Here is a 22446-nt window from a genome sequence, read left to right on the forward strand (position 1 = left end):
ATCCCAATCGATTGTCGATTCAGCCAATAATGACAAGAGAGAAATGAATCATGAGTGAAATGCCAAAACGTCGTCTGCGCAGCGAGCAATGGTTCAATGACCCTGCCCACGCGGACATGACCGCCCTGTATGTCGAACGCTACATGAACTACGGGATGACCCGCGAAGAACTGCAATCGGGACGCCCGATCATCGGCATCGCCCAGACCGGCAGCGACCTGACCCCCTGCAACCGTCATCATCTGGAGTTGGCGCAACGCGTCAAGGCCGGTATTCGTGATGCCGGCGGCATCCCCATGGAATTCCCGGTGCATCCGATCGCCGAGCAATCGCGTCGGCCCACGGCCGCACTGGACCGTAACCTGGCGTATCTGGGGTTGGTGGAGATCCTCCACGGTTACCCGTTGGACGGCGTAGTCCTCACCACCGGTTGCGACAAGACCACCCCCGCGTGCCTGATGGCTGCCGCAACCACCGACCTGCCCGCCATTGTCCTGTCCGGCGGCCCCATGCTCGACGGTCACCACAAGGGTGAGTTGATCGGCTCCGGAACCGTGCTGTGGCATGCGCGCAATCTGATGGCTGCCGGCGAAATTGACTACGAAGGCTTCATGGAGATGACCACGGCAGCCTCGCCGTCCGTTGGGCACTGCAATACCATGGGCACAGCCCTGTCGATGAATGCGTTGGCCGAAGCCTTGGGGATGTCATTGCCTGGCTGTGCGAGTATTCCCGCGCCCTACCGTGAGCGCGGGCAAATGGCCTATGCCACCGGCAAGCGCATTTGCGAGCTGGTCCTGCAAGACGTAAGGCCATCGCAGATCATGACGCGTGAGGCATTCGAGAACGCGATCGCCGTCGCCTCGGCACTCGGCGCATCCAGCAATTGCCCTCCGCACCTGATTGCGATTGCCCGGCACATGGGCGTCGAACTGAGCCTGGATGACTGGCAACGGATTGGCGAGGACGTGCCGCTGCTGGTCAATTGCATGCCGGCGGGTAAGTACCTCGGCGAAGGCTTCCACCGCGCCGGCGGCGTGCCGGCCGTGATGCACGAACTGCAAAAAGCCGGGCGTCTGCATCAAGATTGCGCAACGGTCAGCGGCAAGACCATCGGCGAAATCGTCAGCAGTACCCTGACCAGTAACGCCGATGTGATCTACCCCTTTGAAACCCCGCTCAAACACCGCGCCGGTTTCATCGTGCTCAGCGGCAATTTCTTCGACAGCGCCATCATGAAAATGTCGGTGGTCGGCGAAGCGTTTCGCAAGACCTACCTGTCTGAACCCGGCGCAGAAAACAGCTTCGAGGCCCGGGCGATCGTGTTCGAAGGGCCAGAGGACTATCACGCCCGCATCGACGACCCGGCGCTGGATATCGACGAGCGCTGCATCCTGGTCATCCGCGGCGTGGGCACCGTGGGCTACCCCGGCAGTGCAGAAGTGGTGAACATGGCGCCTCCCGCCGCCCTGATCAAACAAGGCATCGACTCCCTGCCCTGCCTGGGCGATGGGCGCCAAAGCGGCACGTCGGCAAGCCCGTCAATTCTCAACATGTCACCCGAAGCAGCGGTAGGCGGTGGCTTGGCGTTGCTCAAAACCAACGACCGCCTGAAGGTCGACCTGAACACACGCACGGTCAACCTGCTGATAGACGAGGCCGAGATGAGCCAGCGTCGACTCGAGTGGACGCCGAACATCCCGCCCTCCCAGACACCCTGGCAGGAACTGTACCGGCAGTTGGTGGGGCAGCTTTCAACAGGTGGGTGCCTGGAGCCTGCGACGCTGCATCTGCGTGTGATTGCCCGCAGTGGTGAGCCGCGGCATTCGCATTGACAAGCGAGCGAGGGCATAGCCGCCCCGCTTGAGAAGCCAAAGCAGAAAAGCCCAGCAGACATGCCTAATGCTGTAGGAGCAAGCTTGCTCGCGAAAAACTCACAGGCGCCGTGTTCAATCAGGAAACACGCGTTATCGTTGACGTTTTTCGCGAGCGAGCTCGCTCCTACAGTAAGCAGACATGCCGGGCTTTTACCGTTTAATCAAAACCAGGCGTTAGACGTTTTATTGCTGATCAAAGGCCAGGCCTCTTTGCGACCGCACTACCGCTGCGATTGGTCAAGGAATGCTCCGGACACCGAACGTTTGCGCGGCGCCCCACCTCCATTATCCCTTGCTCAATTTAGGTATGGCGATGCGACTACCGGCCTTGATTTCGCGCAAAGCCAGGCTCGACTGAATAGACGCGATACCCACCTGCCGCCTCAGCACTTGCTCGATAAAGTCGCTATAGCTATCAAGATCCTCTGCCAACACCTGGAGCACGTAATCGGCGTCACCGGTGATCTTGTGGCAGGCCAATACTTCTGGCAATTGCGCAATCACTGCCTCGAAGGCGTCCGGAGCATGATCGGCGTGGGTAGAAAAGCGGATGTGCACGAATGCCATGATATCCAGCCCCAGCATTCTTCGATCAAGGGTTGCCTGATACCCCTTTATCACCCCCGCCTCCTCCATTCTCTTGCGCCGTCGCCAGCAAGGCGTGAGGCTCAACGAAAGCCGCTCACTGAGTTCGGCGTTGGAAATGCTCGCGTCCTCCTGCAATAACTCAAGAATGGCCAGATCGGTCTCATCGAGACTGATGCGCCTGGATATATTTTTCTTCATTACGCCATTTCCGAGTTAAATCGCCCGATAAATACCCATAAGCACGAAAACAAAGCAAAGAAATCGCGCCAAGACCAGAACAGAATATTTCCACTGGCTCACATTAACGGATGCGCAGAATGTTTACAGTTTTCAGTGATTCCCACCGTCTGCACCATGGCACCGAATTGAAGGATGGCGTGCTCAAGCCCTCGTTCGAGCAGCCCAGTCGGGCCGACACCGTTCACAACCGTGTCAAGCAAGTAGGCCTTGGCCAGATAGTCAAACCCCGCGTGTTTGACCGGTCGTGTTACGTCAACGCGCACAGCGAGCGCTACGTGAGTTTCCTGGAAAGCGCGTGGTCAGAATGGTGCGCGACAGGACGCACTCATGATGCCTTGCCACTGGTATGGCCTGTACGCGATTTGGCCAACGACCAGGTGCCAACGTTTATTGACGGCAAACTCGGCTTTTATGCAATGGATGCCGGTTCACCCATCACCGCCACCACCTGGCAGGCGGTCAAGACCAGCGCCGATATCGCACTGACAGGTCTGGCACTTATCGATGAAGGCCACGACAGTGCCTTTGCTCTTTGCCGTCCGCCGGGCCATCACGCGGCGCGTGAATACATGGGGGGTTACTGCTATCTCAACAATGCGGCCATTGCCGCGCAGCAGGCGATCACCCAGGGCGCCAAACGTGCCGCGGTACTCGACGTCGATTTTCATCACGGCAACGGCACCCAGAACATTTTTTACTCACGCAATGACGTCATGTTCGTCTCGCTGCATGGCGAGCCAAGCGTGTCCTATCCGTACTACTCAGGGTTCAGCGATGAGGTCGGCGCCGGTCGTGGCGAAGGGTTCAACCTCAATTACCCATTGCCGAAAAACACCGCCTGGGAAAGCTACCGCGACGCCCTGCTTCACGCCTGCAAGAAACTTAAGCAATTCGCGCCAGAAGTATTGGTGATCTCATTGGGCGTCGACACCTTCAAGGACGACCCCATCAGTCATTTCCTGTTGGAAAGCGAGGACTTCATCGGGATTGGCGAGCTGATAGCGAGCGTTGGTTGCCCCACCCTTTTCGTGATGGAAGGCGGCTACATGGTCGATGAAATCGGAATCAATGCGGTGAACGTACTGCATGGCTTTGAGAGCAAACGCGCCTGAACACCGCTCTTCGCCACCTGCATGCGATGGCGCACGACCATCAAGTCGGCCGGCATATCCACTGGGTGCCGACGCCTGAAAATATAAAAAACCTGTTGCAGATGCTTGATCAGCAACCGACCAAAGCCGCCCATATGCGCACGGTCGGTTGACCTGTAAGTGACGCCACAGGCATGTGCAGGGGGACGTCATCGCCCAGATAAACCAATACCGTCACCCGCCATTGCATCCTGACAGTGGCGCCGGATACCCACTTTTCTGCCAAAACTCAAAAACATAAGATCAAGAGGTTTTGAAATGAAATCGAATTCATCAGAGCGGGTTGAACAACCTGCGCTGCAGCGCACGCTCAGCAATCGTCACATCCAGCTAATGGCCATGGGCGGCGCCATTGGTACAGGTTTGTTCATGGGCTCCGGAAAGATCATCGCCCTCTCCGGCACCTCGATCATCCTCATCTACATGATCATTGGTTTGTTCGTTTATTTCGTCATGCGTGCCATGGGCGAAATGCTGCTTTCCAATTTGAATTTCAAAACCTTTGCCGATTTTGCCGGCGCTTACCTGGGACCTCGCGCCGCATTTTTTCTCGGCTGGTCGTATTGGCTGAGCTGGAGCGTTGCCGTGATCGGCGATGCCGTCGTCGTTGGTGGCTTTTTCCAGTACTGGTTCCCCCATCTGCCTGCCTGGATACCGGCTATCGGGATGCTGGCGACACTGTTTGCCTTGAACGTGCTGACGGTCAGGCTTTTCGGTGAAGTCGAATTCTGGTTCGCGATCATTAAGATCATCGCGGTCGTGACGCTTATTGGGGTCAGCATCGTGCTGATTGCCAGCTCATTCGTATCCCCCAATGGCGTTACCGCGTCCCTGAGCCATCTAGTGAACAAGCAGGCTGTATTCCCTAACGGTTTGCTGGGTTTTTTTGCCGGTTTTCAGATGGCGATATTCTCATTTGCCGGCACCGAGCTGATCGGCACCGCTGCGGCAGAAACCCGGTCTCCGGAGAGGACCTTACCCAAGGCAATCAACTCGATTCCGCTGCGAATCATCCTGTTCTACGTGTTGGCATTGGGCTGCATTATTGCGGTGACGTCCTGGCAACAGGTGTCACCTGTAAAAAGTCCTTTTGTCGAACTTTTCCTCGTCGCCGGCTTTCCCGCAGCTGCCGGCATCGTTAACTTCGTGGTGCTGACATCCGCCGCTTCATCGGCCAACAGTGGCGTATTCTCCTCCAGCCGTATGCTGTTCGGGCTGGCGAATCAGGACAACGCTCCGGGTATTTTTCGGCGACTGTCGAGCAACAGCGTGCCTCTGCTGAGCCTGGCCTTCACCACGCTGTTGATGCTGCTGGGTGTACTCGTGCTGTTCATCGTTCCGGAAGTCATGACGGCCTTCACCATCGTTTCCACTGTGTCAGCGATTCTGGTGATCTTCACGTGGTCGACCATCCTCGTGTCCTACATCGCCTATCGCAAAAAGCGTCCTGAGCTTCACGCAAAATCTGCTTACAAGATGCCAGGCGGCGTGCCAATGGCATGGCTTTCACTGGCTTTTATGGGTTTCGTTCTGTGCCTGCTGGCATTGAGACCTGACACCCGCGTTGCCTTGATGGTCATGCCAGGATGGTTTATATGGCTGGCCGTTGCTTATCAGCTAACGCGCAGCAGGAAGCCACAGCCCCTGAAATCGCAGACAAAGAAAAGCCCGCGATGGGGCACGGGCTAAGAGGTTTTCACCAGGAGCTGGAGTCACGATAAACACATGAATGTGAAGAGGGCGTGAAAGGTTGTACTCAGTACGCCACGACGATCGCTCGCGCCAACTGCATGTCAGACATTAGCGGCGAGTTGTAGGTCGAGCGATAGTAGCGAGAAGCCTGCTCAAACTGCGCGCCGCGGATCTCACCATCAGAGCCTATGAAGGCGAGCGCATCGTTCTTGGCTTTTTTCATCAACGAGGGACCATACATTGTAAATGCCGTTGTTCCACCGAGGATCATGGTCGGAAACAGCGTCGTGACGGTCAGCGCCCGCTCTACTGGATTTTCGACATACCACGCCATTACGTCAGCACTGATCGACACCGTGATGAGGGCTGCCAACGTCTTCCATAAATCCATGCTTCGATGCTTCCACTGCGATACGAGCGGGCAAGATAGCAAAATAGAGGGCTAGCGCAAGCGATGGGAGTGGGAAATGCGGGTGCCGCGCTCTACTCCCAATCATTGGTGATCGCCACGATTACACCAGCTCCGGATAGAGCTGCAAGAAGTGTTTGAGAATGCCGTTCACGGCACAACGGAGAGTGTCGCCTGGAAAACCAGCACAACGGTTTCAGCCAGCATTACTACTACAGCGTGAACGCGGCGGTCAGCACTACCTGTGGCGATATTGACGATGATCGCTACACCCTGGCCATGGCCGGCATTTTCATTGACATGACAGAGTTGCCGATCACGCTATGCAGCCATGCACGCAACAACGCTGGGCAACCGTCGGCCATTCGCACAGATGTGATCAGAGGAGCAACGGTTCGCTCGCAGCGTCATGCCAGGTGATGCGGCACTCTCTGATCTTGCTAACCAGGGTGACTACCATCCGGATTCGACCATGCACTCACTGTGCCACGCCCGCCCTGGCGATCAACTCACGCAATCGGGAATCTTTAGGCTCAAACACATCAAGGAGACCGATCGCCTTTAGAGCGGGTAAAGATTGAATAATCTCGCGCTCAGCCAGCAGTTGATCATCCATGCTCGCGTCCGAATCACTCCAAACCCGTACGTTTGCCAAAAAGGCACCCACCGTCCCCTTACGTACGGTCACGCCTTCAAATGTTGCCTCGTTTGTGTCGTCGGCGAGAATGTCTTCGGCACGCATATCAGTCTCCGCAGTTGGGTTGCTTTAACTTATCGGCCTTTTCGATAAGCCTCATGCCGACAATAGCGTAATTATTTTGCGCTGGCATTTAAATGCAAACCGAGCCCCGGCATCGACTTGTACGTTGATCTATCCAGCTTCTAACGCAGAAAAGCCAATGGCCTATTAAGGCAAACCCGGCGCTTGGCCGGGTCCGTTGATCTGAATGCTCAGTTGTCAGGATGCTCACTGGCTACTGAATCGGCAGCGTCCACGTCCGACATATCCTCCTCGAGGGGTGCCTCGTCATCCGGTGGCAGCGGGATATGATCCTCATCGCGCTTTGGATCATGACCGGTCTCATTGTCCGTGCCGCGCGTTACTGCCTGCTGTGAAATATTGCCTGGGGCGTTCTCGTTGATTTCCATGCTGTCTCTCCGCTGTAAAAGCACGACAAATACGCACTTAAACCATTGGAGCAGGTTTGTAGCAGTGAGTGCCGGGCACTGGACGAACGGAGGATCGGAAGGCTGTGATGGGCGTAAGGTTGGTAGCTGCTTTGCTTAAGCACTCCTACGATCCATCCAGCGGTCATCTCCTAAGGAATTTGAAGTGCACCAATGATAGCGAGCGATTTTGACCTCGAGTCATGGCCACGTACAAATCCTTTGCGTCCAGTGCATCGGCATTGAGAATGACCGCATGATCGTACTCAAGGCCCTTGGCCAACAGCGTTGTTCCTATGACCTTTTGGTGGCTGATAGGCCGCCCCGTATGCCTCATCTCGCGCTGGCACCTAACCGCCGAAGCGCCGCCCCCTTACCGTCAACATGCATCTTGAGAACGCATAGAAAGCGATACAGCAGATCACGACGATAGGCAGAAGTCTCTGGGCTGGTTTTCAGAACCAAGAAGGACACTTTGAGATGTCCAGTGGTTGGATTGGTTAGATAGTCATTCGCTGCCTGCAGAACCAGCGGGTACTTTGTGCCTTTGCGGAAATTTGCCGCCTATAATGGCTGTCCGGCAACGGTTCGCTCGCGGCGTCATGCCAGGTGAGGCAGCAAGCTATTTTAAACAACTCTTCATGACTCAAATCAGGTGCGATCGTGGGCAACCCCCGAGAGGCACGACTTGAGCGGCATCACTGGGGGCTCTCCCCCGCCGAACCGCAGCGGGGGCGACCCGGTTACCATTGGCCAGAGAGCCAACAGGTTGCCGCTTCAATCATGCTGAAGTGGTACCACGGCTGAGAATCCTGGCAACTGGTGGCGAACGACGCATGCGCGCTTGAAGTTGCTAACAGGCAGGCTGCAGCCGTCATATAGACGTATTTTTTTATCGTCATCTTCACTCCCTTCCCATCGTTAATACATTGGCTTGCGCTTCCAACTTTAATAGTGGGCTTGAGCAAGGATCAATTAGGGCAGGTGTGCTAATGGCATATTGACTAGACTGCACCTGCAAGCTTGCAGGCAAATACTGGGTTTAAGCAGACTTTCTACTCTATGGCGCGCGCCCAAGTCCAACATGGGAGAACGACATTGCCGTGCCGCGAAGCAACAGCGTATCGCCATAAGCGATCAGCACCTCCGCTGGCTTTACTTCTTATCGTTGCAGTTCACCACGCTCACATCGGTGATCACATCCTTGCCATCTGTCAATAAGGTGATGCTGCAGAAATAATCGATCACGATCCTGTTCTCCTCATAGCCGACCTTGCGATAGATAGGTTCACTACTGACGGGCATGATGCCATTGAGTCCACGACCTCCAATTCCGACCCACCTCTCTTGCTGACCCACATACTCAACCCCCGTCTGGATGAACACCTTTTCAGGAGTGACGTGTGTTTGGATCCGATTCCAGGCGTAGAAGCCGCCACTACCATATGATGAAGGCCCCATGCCCTGGTCAGGCGCTCCGAATACTTCAAAAGCCCTTTCGGCGGGCTGCCCTACGAGCCTCTGCGCTGCCACCTGGATATCATTGGCGCCACTATTTTTAGTCGAGGGCGAAGTCGAACAGGCAGTAATGGCAAAAAACGCCAAGCCAGCACATAGGCTTTGCATTACGGACATGGTAGTTACTCCTTCGTTCTCGGCATTTTCTGCACCCAATAACGGCGTCTTTCAAGGTAGTTTTCGCGTCAACCGTTCTGCTATGCCGCTTTTTGTTCGGTCTGCTGTTCCCGATCCGGATTCAGCTGCAGCGTTTCTACCGGTCCCGGTTACGTGTTTGCCCCGCCCACCGTTTAGGTCTCTTCCGACGCTCGCCAATAGCTCAAGTCTTAAGTGCTCTTGCTTCGATCACTCGGAGAATAGATGCGTACGGCAATCTCAGATCTCAAACGATAAATCATCTGAGACGGACAGCAATTCCCAGGATGCAATCAGGAGCTGTCCTACAGGGCCCCCTCTCTAATTCTGACCCGCTGCAGCTCAATCGGCTGACACTCCGGTCTTGCCCATCAGACGTCATAGCTCAAAGCACCACTGGGACTACAAGCACGCTGAACCCGCGAACGCAGATAAATCCGCCGGACCACTTTTTGATGATGACTTGCATTTAATCGCCATCGCCAAACGTGGATGATGACCGGCTAGCGTCAGTGTGGTTTTACGGCAACTTCTTCATGCGCTGCGAAATAGAGGGCCTGTATATGAGACTTCTCCTCGACTCCGCCCTCGGACGACAGCATTGCACGCGCTATTCGCCCGATGTCGGCCATCCGGTGCTAAGAGACCAGCCGAGCAAGATATTTCCTACAGCTAGCGCTACCCTTCAAGCAGGACGCGTCTTGATTACATCGGCTGAATTGAAGTCGCTCACTCGCACTGACTAGGATGCCCACTTCGCGTCGAGGCCAGGCATCTTCTGCACCTACAGCCGCCTTGCAAGCCACCCGACCGTGCTCGTACCAGTCATCAATCGACTTAACAAGGAAGCTCTTCAAATGAAGCCGATCACCCTCGCCCTTCCCTTCGCCGTGCTGCTTCTAGCAGGCTGCGCGACACCAAAACAATGGGAGCCCACGGGCGGAAGCAAATCCGATGGCATCGTTCAATTGTCCTATGAACAGGGACAATTCGAGAACGGACAAAGTAACGCAGCCCAAGGCTTAACTGCCGCTACCGGGCGCTGCCAGTTCTGGGGTTACAAGGGCGCTGAGCGTTCCGGCGCAGAAAAATCGGTTTGCCGAACCATGGGCAAATTCAACTGCCTGGAAACTACCGTCACTCAAGATTACCTTTGCAAGAAATAATGCTACTCCGGTGATTCATCCAAACTAAGTGAACCGCCTATGCGGACGGAACTCGACTACCGTAACCTAGAGGCCGAACAAGTAAAAACGGCGAAGGTGAAAACGCTGACCGTCCAAGATCTGGCCCAAGCCTGGCTGTTGGATGGCGTCGCGCGCAAAGACGGCAATGCCGAGTTGCAACGACGCTTTAACAAGGACCTTTTGCCAGCACTCGGCAAGACCGCAGTGAGCAGCGTCTCCGAACACGATGTTCGGGCGCTGATCCGGGCCGTGATCAACCGCGGCGCTCACCGGCAAGCCATCAGTTTCTTCGCCGACCTCACTCAGATGTTCGGTTGGGCGAGAAAGCGCCAACCTTGGCGGGCCTTATTGATCGAGGGTGATCCAACTGAGCTGGTCGACATCTCCCCCTTGATCCCGGCCGACTACGAAGCCGAAAGAAGCCGCATCCTTTCACCGGCTGAGCTGTTGGAACTGCACAACCGTTTCCAGCAAATGACCGCCGATTACGACGCCCTCCCCGCCGGTCAAAAATATGACGGCATTCGACCGCTGAAGAAGGAAACCCAACTTGCGCTGTGGATTAGCCTGGGCACGCTGTGCCGGATTGGCGAGTTGCTGCAGGCCGAATGGAAAAATGTCGATCTGGACCGGCAGACCTGGTTCCTCCCCAGTGAAAACGTCAAAGGCACCCGGGGCAAGAAGCAGGACCACCATGTCTTCCTCTCGCCCTTTGCCCTGCATTTCTTTCAGGAACTCAAGACCCTGACGGGGCATTCCCAGTGGTGCTTCCCCAACAAGCAGGATGATGGGCATGTGGACGTGAAAGTGGTGAGCAAACAGGTAGGCGATCGCCAGGCCCGATTCAAAAACCGCAAGGCCCTCTCACGACGGCGTCACGACGATACCCTGGTGCTCGCCGACGGCCAGAACGGCGACTGGACGCCACATGACCTGCGCCGTACCGGGGCGACCATGATGCAAGCCTTAGGCGTTAGTCTGGATGTCATCGATCGCTGCCAAAATCATGTCCTGGCCGGCTCTCGGGTGAGACGTCATTACTTGCATCACGACTATGCCGAAGAGAAGAAAAACGCCTGGAACCTGTTGGGCGATCGGCTCAGTGCGGTGTTGTCCTCGAACTACGAGCACACTCCAAACGAGTCGATGTTGTCTTTTCCAGTGTACGCGGCGCCAGAGACGCGAGCACCGTCATAGGCGGTTGCACCCTGTGTTCTCCGGAACTTAACATCCGCGACACCCCGTGTTATGACCTTAAATCCGCGACGAGCAAAGGTGACAGACTGTATGTACACAAAGGCGATGTCCGATTCCAAGTGCTCGACCGTGACAACTCGCTCGTCACGGCTGGCACTGATTTGAAGTCACCTATAGTCCGGCGAACGATTGAAGCCCCCCTATCAATTAACCGAGCCTCACTATCTTACTGAACGGGACGATCTCTATAGGCGGCGTCACAGCACAAAGTGGTTTGCGCCAGTAGCCCACGCTATGCCATTGGCCGTGCTTGAACCCAACCTCAGGGTAAGTGCCAATGTGGGTAAACCCGAGTGCCTCATGGAGGCCGATGCTTCCCGCGTGGGGTAAGGCGATACCGGCATAGGCTGCATGAAACCCCTGTTTCTCTAGAACTTGTAGAAGCTGCTTATAAAGCGCACGACCAACCCCTTTTCAGTGCACAGCCGGGTTGACATACACGGTGACATCCACCGACCAACGATAGGCTTCTCTCGCTCGATGCTGGCTTGCGTAAGCGCAGCCAACGACGTTGCCTTCCACCTCGGCTACCAGATAAGGATACGTAGACAGTGTTGCGGAAATTCGTGCTGCCATCTCTTCGACAGTCGGTGGCGTCAGCTCAAACGAAATGAAGGTTTCCAAAACCATTGGTGCATAGATAGCCTGGATGGCAGAGGCATCAGCGGGTGTAGCAGCCCTAACTTTATAATTCATGTCTTTCCTTGCTGCCCCTAAAAGAACCGCGTTTGAAGGGCTAATGCGGCTGCCGACACAGCGGGCGAGCGAAATAACGCAATTACTCCCGCAGCATTGGATGCTTGCCTGAGACAGGCTAAGTGGACTTCGCCAAATAGTGAGCTCAAAGGCTGATTGGCATCAACAATTCGGAAGCCACTTTTCTCAGCATGTAGGTTTCGCGCAGAATTGATTGCCCCATCGAAGACTCGTGACGCTGCATAACGGCTTCATTGTGCGTGATGGCTTCATGCAGATTGATCCAGACAGGCCGCATGCCATTAGCGATTTCATGGCTTTCCATTCTCACGGGCTCTAGCTGGAGCGCTACTTCGCATAGATAAAAATGCGAGGTCATGTGCATCAGATCGTACTTTGGCTTCCTGTAGGGACGGTACTCCTCGATGTAACCGTAGTGCTGGAGCACCTGTATTTCACGAGCACCCGTCTCTTCCTCAAGCTCACGCTTCAAGCCTGTCACGATGTCCTCGTCACCATCAAGTCCGCCGCCAGGGAAGCTGAAGTCGTTATAGCGCTCGGTGAACAGCAACAGGATCTGTTCATCCCGCATCACGATGCCGCGTGCTGCATGTCGACGGAATACTCTGCCCTGTTTCGATTTCAGCTCGGGGTGAACAATTTCGGTTATGAGTTGCATGGTGTCTCGTTACGGCAAGATCAGTTAGTCATCGTCCAGGGTGGCCACAGCATTTCCGCAGTTCTGGAAATACTGTGGCCAGTGGAATTGGCTCAGCGAAGCAGCAATACGGGTAAAGTGGATGTTCGCAGCATCGTCGTGGTCGTGCTGCCTACCAGAAACTGCCTGATGCGTGAGTGCCCGTACGCCCCCATGACCAAGAGGTCAATGCCGTGCTCTGCCTGATACGCATGCAGTACCGACTCTACTTCGCCTGGGCGGATCTCGGCATGCACTAGCGGGCCAGAAGAGGCAAGTGTGGTTCGTGCTTTCTCCAGTTCGTTCTGGTTCTCTTCAGAGTCCGTACCAACCATGACGATATGAATTGGCAGGCCTTCGCACAGCGGGCTTGAAGCAAGCATCTGTACGGTCTTGTGGCCTGTAGCGCTGCCGTCAAATGCCACCATGACCGTTTCAGGTTTCCTGAAATGGCTGGTTGTAATCAGGATGGGGCGGTGGATAGTTCGGACAACCGCTTCAATCTGGCTGCCAAGACTTTGGGCACTGCGCGTGCTGTCCTCACCGACTCTTCCAATCACCAGTAATCGAATATCGTCTTGGAGATCGCTCAGGCTCTCGACGAGATGGCCATGGCGCTGCTTCAGATCAGGTGACATGGCGCCAGAGATGACTGTTCGCTCGCGAGCTTTTTCAAGCATGTGCTGCCCATGCTCCAAGGCCAGTTTTGCCCGCTGCGCATCCAGCGTGGCCAACTCTTCCAGTAGATGTTCTCTGCTACCGAGACCGATATTGCCGCTGAGGTCAGCGGATGCAGGATATTTTTCCCTATCCAGCACATGGAGCAAGGTCAGGGGAGCGCTGAGTCGTTGCGAGGCCCATGCTGCGTAATCGCAGACCGCCAATGAGGATTGTGAGTTATCAATGCATGCCATTACGTGGGTCATTGTCGTTCTCCTTAGTGGCTCATGAGCTTGTCGATGGCACCGGGTTTGTCATGCACGCCGAAGCGGTCAACGATTGTTGTGCTGGCTTCATTGAGACCGAGCACTTCAACCTCAGCGCCTTCACGGCGGAACTTGATCACGACCTTATCCAGCGCTGCGACGGCGGTGATATCCCAGAAATGCGCTTGTGTGAGATCGATGGTGACTTTGTTGAGCGCTTCCTTGAAGTCAAAAACTTCAGTGAACTTGTCCGCAGAGCTAAAGAACACCTGGCCCACGACGCGGTAAGTCCGATGCGATTCCGTCTCTTCCAGAGTGCTCTTGATATCCAGGTAGTGCCCAACCTTATTGGCAAAGAACAGCGAAGCCAGCAGCACACCTACCAGTACGCCGTAGGCTAGGTTGTGAGTGGCCACGACGACCACGACGGTCGCCACCATGACGAGGTTGGTCGACAGCGGATGCTCTTTCAGATTGCGCAAGGAATCCCAGCTAAAGGTGCCGATGGACACCATAACCATCACAGCCACGAGTGCCGCCATAGGGATTTTGGAGAGCCATTCGCCAAGAAATACCACCATCAGCAGCAGGAAAACGCCGGCACACAATGTCGAGAGACGGGTGCGGCCACCAGATTTCACGTTGATGATCGACTGGCCGATCATGGCGCAACCTGCCATGCCGCCAAGCATGCCGGCAGCGATGTTGGCCACACCCTGGCCTTTGCACTCGCGGTTTTTGTTGCTGGTGGTATCGGTCAGGTCGTCGACGATGGTCGCGGTCATCATCGACTCCAGTAGGCCTACAACTGCCAGCGCAGCGGAGTAAGGAAAGATGATGCGCAGAGTTTCAAAATTCAGCGGCACCTCAGGCCAGAGGAATATCGGGAGCGTATCCGGAAGTTGGCCCATGTCACCGACGGTGCGGATATCCAACCCCAGATAAATCGCGATGGCAGTCAGGGTCAGGATGCATACCAACGGTGACGGAATCAGCTTGCCGATCTTAGGTACGTATGGGAATAGGTAGATGATCCCGAGGCCCGCGGCCGTCATGGCGTAGACGTGCCAGGTGACATTGGTCAGCTCAGGCAATTGCGCCATAAAAATCAGGATCGCCAATGCGTTTACGAAACCGGTGACTACCGAGCGTGAAACAAAGCGCATCAATGAGCCAAGCTTCAGGTAGCCGGCAAGGATTTGAAGTACGCCACATAGTAGAGTCGCGGCCAGCAGGTACTGGAGTCCATGCTCTTTTACCAGCGTAACCATCAGCAGTGCCATGGCGCCTGTCGCCGCCGAGATCATCCCGGGGCGCCCGCCGACAAAGGCGATGACAGCACAGATACAGAAGGAGGCGTAGAGACCGACTTTGGGATCTACCCCGGCGATGATGGAAAAGGCGATGGCTTCAGGGATCAGCGCAAGTGCGACTACGAGCCCCGCAAGCACGTCGCCACGGACGTTGGAAAACCACGCTTGTCTAAGTTTTTGCAGCATAGAAAATATCCAAGGCAAAGCATCGCGCACGCCAAGGGAAAGGCGAGCGAATCGATACAAGTTCAAATTTTGAGGATTTTTGCTGTGTGCTTAAGGTGTAAACCAGGCGTACAGCAGTGCGCACCCGCGAGCGAGGCTAGCGGAAGCAGGTTGTTGCGAGGGGGCGTAGCGCTAAGGCGGCGTAGGCTGCCAGTAGATCGTTTGGAGTACAGTCATGCTGATGTTCCTGTAGCTCAAGGGGTATGCGAAGCAGAAGTATACAATGAAGCCATCGTCGATTGCGACCCGCTGCCAAGCTCCGCATGAGCTACGTCAGATACAGGCATATTCAATGGGGATACCTGCGGGCAGGGCTTTGTTTTCCACCCGCTCTTGTCTGAGCTGGTCTGTATGCTGAGAGGTGAGTTGGCCAGACGATTACGCATCTCTTCCATTTGAGCCCGATCAGTTGGAGTCAAAATTGAATCGCTATACTCGACCGTCTTGCATCGATCCAAGGTTCGTCCGATGACTGATTCGCTGAGCGCTCAATTAGACGTAGTAATTATTGGTGGGGGGCAATCAGCCTTGGCTGTAGCGTATTTCCTGCGCCGCACACCTCTTTCGTTCGTCATCCTCGACGCAGAGCAAGAACCCGGTGGTGCCTGGCTAAATGGCTGGAACTCGTTACGTCTATTCTCACCTGCCACTTGGAGTTCGATCCCTGGCTGGATGATGCCCCCTACGCAAGATGGCTACCCTTCACGGAATCATGTGATTGAGTACCTCAACCAGTACGAACAACGTTACCAATTCCCGATTGAGCGCCCGGTACGGGTCACTTCTGTTGAGCGTACGGAATCTGGTCTAAGAGTACGTTCTGCTGACAAGCATTGGGATACCAAGGCTGTTGTCAGCGCTACAGGCACCTGGAGCAATCCATACGTACCTCACTACCCCAATGCAGAGCTATTCAAAGGTCAGCAGTTGCACTCCGCGAACTATGTCGAAGCGCAGCCGTTCGTGGGCAAAAAGGTGTTGGTGGTGGGTGGAGGTAACTCAGGGGCACAAATTCTTGCCGAAATTTCAAAGGTCGCTGAGACCACGTGGGTAACTCCAGTAGAACCGATGCTCTTGCCTGACGATGTGGATGGGCGGGTATTGTTCGAGCGTGCAACTGAGCGCTGGAAAGCCCAACTGGAGGGGCGCGTCATTGAGCAGCCGATTGGTGGGCTGGGCGATATCGTCGTGGTTCCGCCGGTTGCCGAAGCCCGAGAGCGCAATGTACTTAAGTCTGTACGACCTTTTGAGAGTTTTACTCCTAATGGGGTTATTTGGGTCGATGGTTCCGATTCTGCGGTGGACGCGGTGATTTGGTGCACCGGATTTCGCCCAGCTCTTCAGCATCTGGACTCACTGGGGGTGGTCAACACCGAGGGCCGCGTTGAGGTCGAAGGCACCCACTCGATCAAAGAACCGGGGCTGTGGCTGGTCGGTTACGGCGAGTGGACAGGTTCGGCATCCGCCACACTGATCGGTGTGACACGAACAGCACGGAGCACAGTCAATGAGATCGTGGCTTTTCTCGACGATCAGTCCACCTGAAGTGGCCGGCAGCCGACCTTGAAGTACACCGCTGATTGTTGAGGGGTGCCTTGCCTGACATCTTCCGCAGAAGCGTAAAGCTCTACACTGGCCAAGCACTCGTTTATGCGCTGAAGGAGGATATCCTTCAGCCGTCCTCGGCTGCTTGTTGGACAGTCGCTATTCTCTTTCACTACCAGGGATGCTCGCTTCTCGTCGCGGCTAATCAAGCTGCCAAACTCCGCCGTACAATCACCCCATTGTAGCCTGTCGGCGGAAAGCCGAAATGACGGTAGAGCCAAAGCATCCCCCTGGTTGTTACGCCACTCGCCTATAAACCATGTTCCTTCAATCGACTTGTCCACATCGGACGGACGCTTGGCGGATGTCTCGCCTTGATCACAAGCGGTCAATGCAACCGCAGTAATCACCACAAAAGACAGTGTGGGGATGGTGATTGATTTGCTCATGGCGTGCCTCCGAAATGTGCTGATTCAGGCTCTGCCGATTCCTCCACACGCACGTAGCGCAAAGAGGTTCACTCCGTCCTGTCTGACGGTTTCATATCGCCTCGGCATGCCTGGGTAAGGCGATAGAAATTAGGGCGGCGAGCAATACGAATGCGCTCGATATCCACAAGCACGCTTCAAGCCCATACACCTGATAAACCCAACCGGAAAGCACCGTGCCGATCAGCCGGCCCATCGCGTTCGACATGTAATAAAAACCCACATCCAGCGACACCCCGTCTTCCTTGGCGTAGGACACGATCAGATAGCTGTGCAACGACGAATTCACCGCGAATAGCGCGCCAAAGACCATCAGTCCGCCGAGCAACACCACCTGTTGCGATAGCCCGGTGTTCAGCCCGAGAGCAATGGCCGCAGGCAGACCGGCCAGTGCCAGCGCCCACAGAAATGCCGCACGACCATCCGGTACGTGCCCACGTTTCTTTCCAGTGATGTTGGGCGCGAAGGACTGCACGATGCCGTAGCCAATCACCCAGGCCGCGAGGAAGCCGCCAACCTTCCAGAAGTCCCAGCCGAAGGCGCTGCTCAGGTACACCGGCAACGCCACCACAAACCAGACATCGCGGGCGCCGAACAGGAACATCCGCGCCGCCGAGAGGATGTTGATCGCCCGGCTCTTGGACAGGATGTCGCGAAATTTTGGCTTGGCTTTGGCCTTGCCCAGATCCTTTTTCAACAGGATCAAACTGCTGATCCAGATCAACGCCAGAACACCCGCCATGGCCAGCAAGGCGCCTTTGAAGCCGATCAATGCCAGCAAGGCTCCGCCCAGAAAGAAGCCGACACCCTTGAGTGCGTTTTTCGAGCCAGTGAGGATTGCGACCCACTTGTACAACTGCCCCTGCTGCCCATCCGGAACCAGCAGCTTGATGGAGCTTTTGGCACTCATCTTGTTCAGGTCTTTGGCGATCCCGGACAGTGCTTGAGCGCCCATCACCCACGGGATGGTCAGCCAGGCTACCGGAACTGTCAGCATCAGCAGCGCCACAACCTGCATCCCCAGCCCGATGTTCATGGTTCGGTTCAGGCCCAGCCGGGCGCCGAGGTAGCCACCCACCAGGTTGGTGATCACGCCAAAGATTTCATAGAACAGAAACAACGCCGCGATTTGCAGTGGGCTGTAGCCCAGCGCGTGAAAGTGCAGCACCACCAACATGCGCAAGGCGCCGTCGGTGAGGGTGAAGGCCCAGTAGTTGCCCGTCACGAGCAGGTACTGCCGCACTTCCGGAGCGAGGGCTGACAACGCTTTCATGACCGCTCCTCAGACTGCCAGACCAACCATTTTGGCCAGTTCGACGGTACGGTTGGCATAGCCCCATTCATTGTCGTACCAGGCATAGAGTTTGACCTGGGTGCCATTGATAACCATCGTCGACAGCGCATCGATGATCGATGAGCGTGGATCGGTACGGTAATCGATGGACACCAGGGGGCGCTCTTCGAAACCGAGGATGTCTTTCAATTCATTCTCGGACGCGTCCTTGAGGAGCTGATTGACCTCTTCGACAGTAGTAGCCCGTTCGACTTCAAAGACGCAGTCGGTCAACGAAGCGTTGGCCAACGGCACGCGTACAGCGTGACCATTCAGGCATCCACGCAGCTCCGGAAAGATCTCGGCGATGGCGGTGGCCGAGCCGGTGCTGGTTGGAATCAGACTCATACCCGAAGCACGTGCACGACGCAGATCCTTGTGCGGCTGATCGAGGATGCTCTGGGTGTTGGTCAGGTCATGGATGGTGGTGATCGAGCCATGACGAATGCCCAGTTTTTCGTGAATGACCTTCACGACAGGGGCCAAACAGTTGGTGGTGCACGAAGCTGCGGTGACGATGCGGTGCAGCGCAGGATCGAACAGGTGCTGGTTGACGCCCATGACGACGTTCAAAGCGCCCTGCTCTTTCACTGGAGCGCAGACCACTACACGCTTGACGCCCTGATCCAGGTAGGCCTGCAACACGGCCACGGTTTTCATCTTGCCGCTGGCCTCGATCACCAGATCGCAGCCCGACCAATCTGTCTCGGCAATCGATTTGTTGGCCGTTACTTTGATCCGTTTTCCGTCGATGACGACGTTGTCGCCGTCGGCGGTGGCCTCATTGCTCCAACGGCCATGCACCGAGTCGAAGTTGATCAGGTGCGCATGGGTTACTGCATCCCCCGCTGGATCGTTGATCTGCACGAACTCGAACTCAGGCCAGTTCCAGGCTGCTCGTAGAGCAAGGCGACCGATCCGGCCAAAACCATTGATGCCAATTTTAATAGTCATGTTGTCGTGCTCTGTCTCTGGTGTCAGTGGGCGTTCGTCTGGGTGTCGAACTGGCCGATGTATTCAATATGGGCGGGATGCTGGATGGCCCGCGGACGCAACGACTGGACATCACGAATGGCATCGCTGAAGGGCACGCCGGTTTCGATCAACAGTTGAGCGGCGACCAAACCGGTACGGCCCGAACCGCCCTTGCAATGGATGGCAATGGTCTTCCCTTCGGTCAATAGTTGCTTGAGTCGCGGGACGTGCTCCATCCATGCGGCTTTAAAAGCCTCACCTGGCGCCTGATCGTCTTCTACTGGCAGGTGAAACCACTCGATGTCGAGCATCTGGCACTCTTCCGGCAGCAGGTCGATCTCGTTCTGAAGCAACTCCTCGGTTGGCATCAGCGTCAGCAATGCCGAGGCACCAGCGTCTTTAAGCGTTTGCAGCGCCTCGAAAGGCCGGGTGCCCTTTGTGCCAGGGCAAGGGGTGAAGATCAGTTGGCCTTTGAACTGCACCAAGGGCAAGACGGAGTATGGATGCTGTTGCATGATGAAGAATCCTCAAAAAGTGCACCGAACTGAACGGTGCCGTGAGCTGCGCAGCCCAACTGAACACAACGTAGATGCCGAGAAACCAAGGATGGAAGCAGCCATTCATTCGGCTTCAACACATACGATAAAACAAATATAAGAACATTTGACGTCAGGGCTCATCATCATCCTGACGGAGCGACGGTCAGGAGATATTTCAGAGTGTTGATGTGAAACCGTCGGCACTATGGCTTCCAATCCCAAAAGTGATGAGTATGCCATCCGGCAAACGCATTCGATGCATTTGAAAATACATATATGCATATTTTGTAATATGTCTGTCATTACGCAGGCGCTAATCTCACTCTGACGGTCACTCAAGCAGGAGGCTGAAATGAAGGTGCCAGTTGTGAACGGCTTGCCGGCACCAGGCGTTCGCCGTTGCTGCCGGATGCTTCGGAATCGTCGCCTTGAATAACACTCCAGACCATGAGACTTCCAAGAACGAAGTGGCTCCGGTTCCATGCGCTGAGCAACTGAAGAGCGAAGCCCAAGACTGGATCGTGCGCCTCACTTCAGGACGCGCGACCACAACTGATGCCAATACTCTCGATGCTTGGTGCCAACGTAGCCCTGCGCATGCCCAAGCGTTTGCAGAGGCAAAAGCTCTTTGGCATGCCTTGAAAAATGCGGCGCAAAGCTCGTTCTAGCCGAAAACGATGACACCCCCCCTTTCAAATCGACCGCTGGTTAACACGCTTCATCAGTTCCTCTGCGGACTCCTTGCGCTCAGAATAACGATCCACCAGATAGTCCTGACGGTCGCGAAGCAGCAGCGTGAATTTCACCAACTCTTCCATCACGTCCACGACACGGTCATAGAACGCGGAAGGTTTCATCCGACCGTTATCGTCGAATTCCATATAGGCCTTCGGCACGGACGATTGGTTGGGGATGGTGAACATGCGCATCCAACGCCCCAACACTCGCAACTGATTGACCACATTGAACGATTGCGAGCCACCGCACACCTGCATGACCGCCAGGGTTTTACCTTGGGTCGGGCGTACCGCGCCCATGGCCAGTGGCACCCAATCGATCTGCGCCTTAAACACTGCGCTCATGTTTCCGTGACGCTCTGGAGAGCACCAGACCTGCCCCTCGGACCACAGCATCAGCTCGCGCAGTTCCTTCACGCGTGGATGGTCGTCGGGGGCGTCATCTGGCAGCGGTAAACCAGACGGATTGAAAATCCGCGTCTCGGCGCCGAAGTGTTCCAGCAGTCGAACGGCCTCCTCCACCAACAGACGACTGAAGGAGCGCTCACGAGTGGACCCGTACAGCAGCAAAATGCGCGGCTTGTGGATGGAGGTCTTTTCTATACCGAGCTTGTCTGCTGAGGGAAGATCAGCCAGTTCGCTATCGAGCTGAGGAATAGCGTCATCAAACATAGTCTTTGTCCTGCACAACGGCGCTTTTGGATTCATCGAACCAGCGGCGTTTAAGCCAGAGGGCCACACCGACCAGGGAAATCAATACCGGCACCTCTACTAACGGTCCAATCACCGTGGCGAAAGCGATCGGGGAAGCCAGGCCGAAGGTGGCAATGGCCACGGCAATCGCCAGTTCGAAGTTATTGCTGGCGGCTGTAAAAGCCAGTGCGGTGGTACGTGGGTAGTCAGCTTCGAGTAATTTGCCCATCCAGAAGCTGATGAAAAACATCACCACGAAGTAGATCGTCAGTGGAATGGCGATGCGCAACACATCCAGGGGCAACTGCAGCACCACGTCGCCCTTGAGGCTGAACATGGCCACGATAGTCAAGAGCAGCGCCACCAGCGTCAGCGGGCTAATCTTTGGAATGAAGCGCTCCTGAAACCAGGCTTCGCCTTTACGAGCGATGAGGATCTTGCGGGTCAGGAATCCTGCCAGGAATGGCACACCCAGGTAGATCAGCACCGACTCGGCAATGCTGACAAAGCTGGTCTCAATCACACTGCCTTCCAGTCCGAACAGCGGCGGCAACAGCCCCAAGAAGACCCAGGCATACAGACTGAAAAACAGGATTTGAAAGATGCTGTTGAACGCCACCAGTCCGGCGACGTACTGATTGTTGCCACCCGCGATCTGGTTCCAGACCAGCACCATCGCGATGCAGCGAGCCAAACCGATAAGGATCAGACCGGTCATGTATTCCGGCTGGTCCCGCAAGAAGATAATCGCCAAGGCGAACATCAACACTGGGCCGATGATCCAGTTCTGGACCAAAGACAAAACGAGGATGCGCTTGTCCCTGAAGACCTCCGGCAGTTCCTCATAACGAACCTTGGCCAGAGGCGGATACATCATCACGATCAAGCCGATAGCGATGGGGATATTGGTAGTACCCACAGAAAGACTGTTGAGCCACTGCGGCCAGCCTTCGAACAGACTCCCCAGACCAATGCCCAAAGCCATGGCGAGAAAAATCCACAGCGTCAGGTAACGGTCCAGAAATGAAAGGCGGCTTTTACTCATGATCATTGCTCCT

General features: G+C 55.6%; 21 protein-coding genes and 1 pseudogene. 7 read left to right on the forward strand and 15 right to left on the reverse strand.

Going from position 1 to position 22446, the window contains the following annotated elements; all coding sequences use genetic code 11:
- Positions 1 to 50: 50 nt before the first annotated feature.
- Entirely contained in the window at positions 51 to 1835 is a 1785-nt protein-coding gene (locus KVH01_RS11125; protein ID WP_217881475.1) for an IlvD/Edd family dehydratase, read from the forward strand.
- A 327-nt stretch (positions 1836 to 2162) separates the two neighbouring features.
- Here the strand turns inward: KVH01_RS11125 and KVH01_RS11130 are convergent, their stop codons facing one another.
- Positions 2163 to 2663: an Lrp/AsnC family transcriptional regulator gene (locus KVH01_RS11130; protein ID WP_057024985.1), complete on the reverse strand. Its 501-nt coding sequence runs from the start codon at positions 2661 to 2663 to the stop codon at positions 2163 to 2165.
- Positions 2664 to 2782: 119 nt separating this feature from the next.
- On the opposite strand from KVH01_RS11130, the gene KVH01_RS11135 reads away from it, so the two are divergent.
- Both KVH01_RS11135 and KVH01_RS11140 read left to right on the forward strand, forming a co-directional pair.
- Entirely contained in the window at positions 2783 to 3817 is a 1035-nt protein-coding gene (locus KVH01_RS11135; protein WP_217881476.1) for a histone deacetylase family protein, read from the forward strand.
- Between the two features lie 297 nt (positions 3818 to 4114).
- Positions 4115 to 5545 (forward strand): amino acid permease, encoded by a 1431-nt coding sequence (locus tag KVH01_RS11140; RefSeq protein WP_217881477.1) that lies wholly within the window; start codon positions 4115 to 4117, stop codon positions 5543 to 5545.
- A gap of 67 nt (positions 5546 to 5612) precedes the next feature.
- On the opposite strand, the gene KVH01_RS11145 is transcribed toward KVH01_RS11140, so the two are convergent.
- The 4 genes from KVH01_RS11145 to KVH01_RS11160 form a co-directional block, all read right to left on the reverse strand.
- Complete coding sequence (locus KVH01_RS11145) at positions 5613 to 5939, reverse strand: DUF2388 domain-containing protein (protein ID WP_217881478.1); 327 nt, start codon at positions 5937 to 5939, stop codon at positions 5613 to 5615.
- 496 nt (positions 5940 to 6435) lie between these two features.
- Positions 6436 to 6699, reverse strand: a complete 264-nt coding sequence (locus KVH01_RS11150) for a hypothetical protein (protein ID WP_217881479.1) — start codon at positions 6697 to 6699, stop codon at positions 6436 to 6438.
- A 209-nt stretch (positions 6700 to 6908) separates the two neighbouring features.
- Complete coding sequence (locus tag KVH01_RS11155; protein WP_043049592.1) at positions 6909 to 7106, reverse strand: hypothetical protein; 198 nt, start codon at positions 7104 to 7106, stop codon at positions 6909 to 6911.
- 1173 nt (positions 7107 to 8279) lie between these two features.
- Positions 8280 to 8759: a hypothetical protein gene (locus KVH01_RS11160; RefSeq protein ID WP_217881481.1), complete on the reverse strand. Its 480-nt coding sequence runs from the start codon at positions 8757 to 8759 to the stop codon at positions 8280 to 8282.
- Between the two features lie 875 nt (positions 8760 to 9634).
- Here KVH01_RS11160 and yecR point away from each other — a divergent pair.
- Both yecR and KVH01_RS11170 read left to right on the forward strand, forming a co-directional pair.
- The gene (yecR, locus tag KVH01_RS11165) at positions 9635 to 9943 is read left to right on the forward strand and encodes a YecR family lipoprotein (protein WP_043049590.1); all 309 of its coding nucleotides are present in this window, start codon (positions 9635 to 9637) and stop codon (positions 9941 to 9943) included.
- A 39-nt stretch (positions 9944 to 9982) separates the two neighbouring features.
- Positions 9983 to 11161, forward strand: a complete 1179-nt coding sequence (locus KVH01_RS11170; RefSeq protein WP_225924152.1) for a tyrosine-type recombinase/integrase — start codon at positions 9983 to 9985, stop codon at positions 11159 to 11161.
- A 207-nt stretch (positions 11162 to 11368) separates the two neighbouring features.
- On the opposite strand, the pseudogene KVH01_RS11175 reads toward KVH01_RS11170, so the two are convergent.
- The 4 genes and pseudogenes from KVH01_RS11175 to KVH01_RS11190 all read right to left on the reverse strand — a co-directional run bounded on the left by KVH01_RS11175 (position 11369) and on the right by KVH01_RS11190 (position 15039).
- A pseudogene (locus KVH01_RS11175) lies at positions 11369 to 11917 on the reverse strand (arsinothricin resistance N-acetyltransferase ArsN1 family B).
- 145 nt (positions 11918 to 12062) lie between these two features.
- Positions 12063 to 12596 carry an NUDIX domain-containing protein gene (locus KVH01_RS11180; RefSeq protein ID WP_217881483.1) on the reverse strand — a complete coding sequence of 178 codons (534 nt, stop codon included), beginning with the start codon at positions 12594 to 12596 and terminating at the stop codon, positions 12063 to 12065.
- Between the two features lie 92 nt (positions 12597 to 12688).
- Complete coding sequence (locus KVH01_RS11185) at positions 12689 to 13540, reverse strand: universal stress protein (RefSeq protein ID WP_217881485.1); 852 nt, start codon at positions 13538 to 13540, stop codon at positions 12689 to 12691.
- A gap of 11 nt (positions 13541 to 13551) precedes the next feature.
- Entirely contained in the window at positions 13552 to 15039 is a 1488-nt protein-coding gene (locus tag KVH01_RS11190; RefSeq protein ID WP_217881487.1) for a SulP family inorganic anion transporter, read from the reverse strand.
- A 507-nt stretch (positions 15040 to 15546) separates the two neighbouring features.
- On the opposite strand from KVH01_RS11190, the gene KVH01_RS11195 reads away from it, so the two are divergent.
- Positions 15547 to 16623 carry an ArsO family NAD(P)H-dependent flavin-containing monooxygenase gene (locus tag KVH01_RS11195; protein WP_217881488.1) on the forward strand — a complete coding sequence of 359 codons (1077 nt, stop codon included), beginning with the start codon at positions 15547 to 15549 and terminating at the stop codon, positions 16621 to 16623.
- Here KVH01_RS11195 and KVH01_RS11200 read toward each other — a convergent pair.
- The 4 genes from KVH01_RS11200 to KVH01_RS11215 all read right to left on the reverse strand — a co-directional run bounded on the left by KVH01_RS11200 (position 16611) and on the right by KVH01_RS11215 (position 19934).
- On the reverse strand, positions 16611 to 17072 hold the full coding sequence (locus tag KVH01_RS11200) for a hypothetical protein (RefSeq protein ID WP_217881489.1): 462 nt from the start codon (positions 17070 to 17072) through the stop codon (positions 16611 to 16613). The two genes, KVH01_RS11195 and KVH01_RS11200, sit on opposite strands and share 13 nt — an antisense overlap.
- A gap of 91 nt (positions 17073 to 17163) precedes the next feature.
- Positions 17164 to 18384 carry an organoarsenical effux MFS transporter ArsJ gene (gene arsJ / locus KVH01_RS11205; protein ID WP_217881490.1) on the reverse strand — a complete coding sequence of 407 codons (1221 nt, stop codon included), beginning with the start codon at positions 18382 to 18384 and terminating at the stop codon, positions 17164 to 17166.
- 9 nt (positions 18385 to 18393) lie between these two features.
- Positions 18394 to 19398 (reverse strand): ArsJ-associated glyceraldehyde-3-phosphate dehydrogenase, encoded by a 1005-nt coding sequence (locus KVH01_RS11210; protein WP_217881491.1) that lies wholly within the window; start codon positions 19396 to 19398, stop codon positions 18394 to 18396.
- A 23-nt stretch (positions 19399 to 19421) separates the two neighbouring features.
- The gene (locus tag KVH01_RS11215) at positions 19422 to 19934 is read right to left on the reverse strand and encodes a cyclin-dependent kinase inhibitor 3 family protein (RefSeq protein ID WP_217881492.1); all 513 of its coding nucleotides are present in this window, start codon (positions 19932 to 19934) and stop codon (positions 19422 to 19424) included.
- A 491-nt stretch (positions 19935 to 20425) separates the two neighbouring features.
- Between KVH01_RS11215 and KVH01_RS11220 the strand changes: the two genes are divergently transcribed.
- Positions 20426 to 20626 (forward strand): FecR/PupR family sigma factor regulator, encoded by a 201-nt coding sequence (locus KVH01_RS11220; protein WP_217881767.1) that lies wholly within the window; start codon positions 20426 to 20428, stop codon positions 20624 to 20626.
- A 24-nt stretch (positions 20627 to 20650) separates the two neighbouring features.
- On the opposite strand, the gene arsH is transcribed toward KVH01_RS11220, so the two are convergent.
- On the reverse strand, positions 20651 to 21367 hold the full coding sequence (gene arsH / locus KVH01_RS11225; RefSeq protein WP_217881494.1) for an arsenical resistance protein ArsH: 717 nt from the start codon (positions 21365 to 21367) through the stop codon (positions 20651 to 20653).
- Positions 21360 to 22433 (reverse strand): ACR3 family arsenite efflux transporter, encoded by a 1074-nt coding sequence (gene arsB, locus KVH01_RS11230; protein ID WP_217881496.1) that lies wholly within the window; start codon positions 22431 to 22433, stop codon positions 21360 to 21362. Before arsB ends, arsH begins: the two co-directional genes overlap by 8 nt.
- Between the last annotated feature and the right edge of the window lie 13 nt (positions 22434 to 22446).

Origin of the sequence: Pseudomonas khavaziana (genome assembly GCF_019145205.1) — a bacterium.
Taxonomy (GTDB): Bacteria; Pseudomonadota; Gammaproteobacteria; order Pseudomonadales; family Pseudomonadaceae; genus Aquipseudomonas; species Aquipseudomonas khavaziana.

Excerpts from the sequence above, each read along its gene's own strand:
- KVH01_RS11125 (WP_217881475.1), top strand. The coding sequence starts at position 51 with ATGAGTGAAATGCCAAAACGTCGTCTGCGCAGCGAGCAATGGTTCAAT.
- KVH01_RS11130 (WP_057024985.1), bottom strand. The coding sequence starts at position 2,663 with ATGAAGAAAAATATATCCAGGCGCATCAGTCTCGATGAGACCGATCTG.
- KVH01_RS11135 (WP_217881476.1), top strand. The coding sequence starts at position 2,783 with ATGTTTACAGTTTTCAGTGATTCCCACCGTCTGCACCATGGCACCGAA.
- KVH01_RS11140 (WP_217881477.1), top strand. The coding sequence starts at position 4,115 with ATGAAATCGAATTCATCAGAGCGGGTTGAACAACCTGCGCTGCAGCGC.
- KVH01_RS11145 (WP_217881478.1), bottom strand. The coding sequence starts at position 5,939 with ATGGATTTATGGAAGACGTTGGCAGCCCTCATCACGGTGTCGATCAGT.
- KVH01_RS11150 (WP_217881479.1), bottom strand. The coding sequence starts at position 6,699 with ATGCGTGCCGAAGACATTCTCGCCGACGACACAAACGAGGCAACATTT.
- KVH01_RS11155 (WP_043049592.1), bottom strand. The coding sequence starts at position 7,106 with ATGGAAATCAACGAGAACGCCCCAGGCAATATTTCACAGCAGGCAGTA.
- KVH01_RS11160 (WP_217881481.1), bottom strand. The coding sequence starts at position 8,759 with ATGTCCGTAATGCAAAGCCTATGTGCTGGCTTGGCGTTTTTTGCCATT.
- yecR (WP_043049590.1), top strand. The coding sequence starts at position 9,635 with ATGAAGCCGATCACCCTCGCCCTTCCCTTCGCCGTGCTGCTTCTAGCA.
- KVH01_RS11170 (WP_225924152.1), top strand. The coding sequence starts at position 9,983 with ATGCGGACGGAACTCGACTACCGTAACCTAGAGGCCGAACAAGTAAAA.
- KVH01_RS11180 (WP_217881483.1), bottom strand. The coding sequence starts at position 12,596 with ATGCAACTCATAACCGAAATTGTTCACCCCGAGCTGAAATCGAAACAG.
- KVH01_RS11185 (WP_217881485.1), bottom strand. The coding sequence starts at position 13,540 with ATGACCCACGTAATGGCATGCATTGATAACTCACAATCCTCATTGGCG.
- KVH01_RS11190 (WP_217881487.1), bottom strand. The coding sequence starts at position 15,039 with ATGCTGCAAAAACTTAGACAAGCGTGGTTTTCCAACGTCCGTGGCGAC.
- KVH01_RS11195 (WP_217881488.1), top strand. The coding sequence starts at position 15,547 with ATGACTGATTCGCTGAGCGCTCAATTAGACGTAGTAATTATTGGTGGG.
- KVH01_RS11200 (WP_217881489.1), bottom strand. The coding sequence starts at position 17,072 with ATGAGCAAATCAATCACCATCCCCACACTGTCTTTTGTGGTGATTACT.
- arsJ (WP_217881490.1), bottom strand. The coding sequence starts at position 18,384 with ATGAAAGCGTTGTCAGCCCTCGCTCCGGAAGTGCGGCAGTACCTGCTC.
- KVH01_RS11210 (WP_217881491.1), bottom strand. The coding sequence starts at position 19,398 with ATGACTATTAAAATTGGCATCAATGGTTTTGGCCGGATCGGTCGCCTT.
- KVH01_RS11215 (WP_217881492.1), bottom strand. The coding sequence starts at position 19,934 with ATGCAACAGCATCCATACTCCGTCTTGCCCTTGGTGCAGTTCAAAGGC.
- arsH (WP_217881494.1), bottom strand. The coding sequence starts at position 21,367 with ATGTTTGATGACGCTATTCCTCAGCTCGATAGCGAACTGGCTGATCTT.
- arsB (WP_217881496.1), bottom strand. The coding sequence starts at position 22,433 with ATGAGTAAAAGCCGCCTTTCATTTCTGGACCGTTACCTGACGCTGTGG.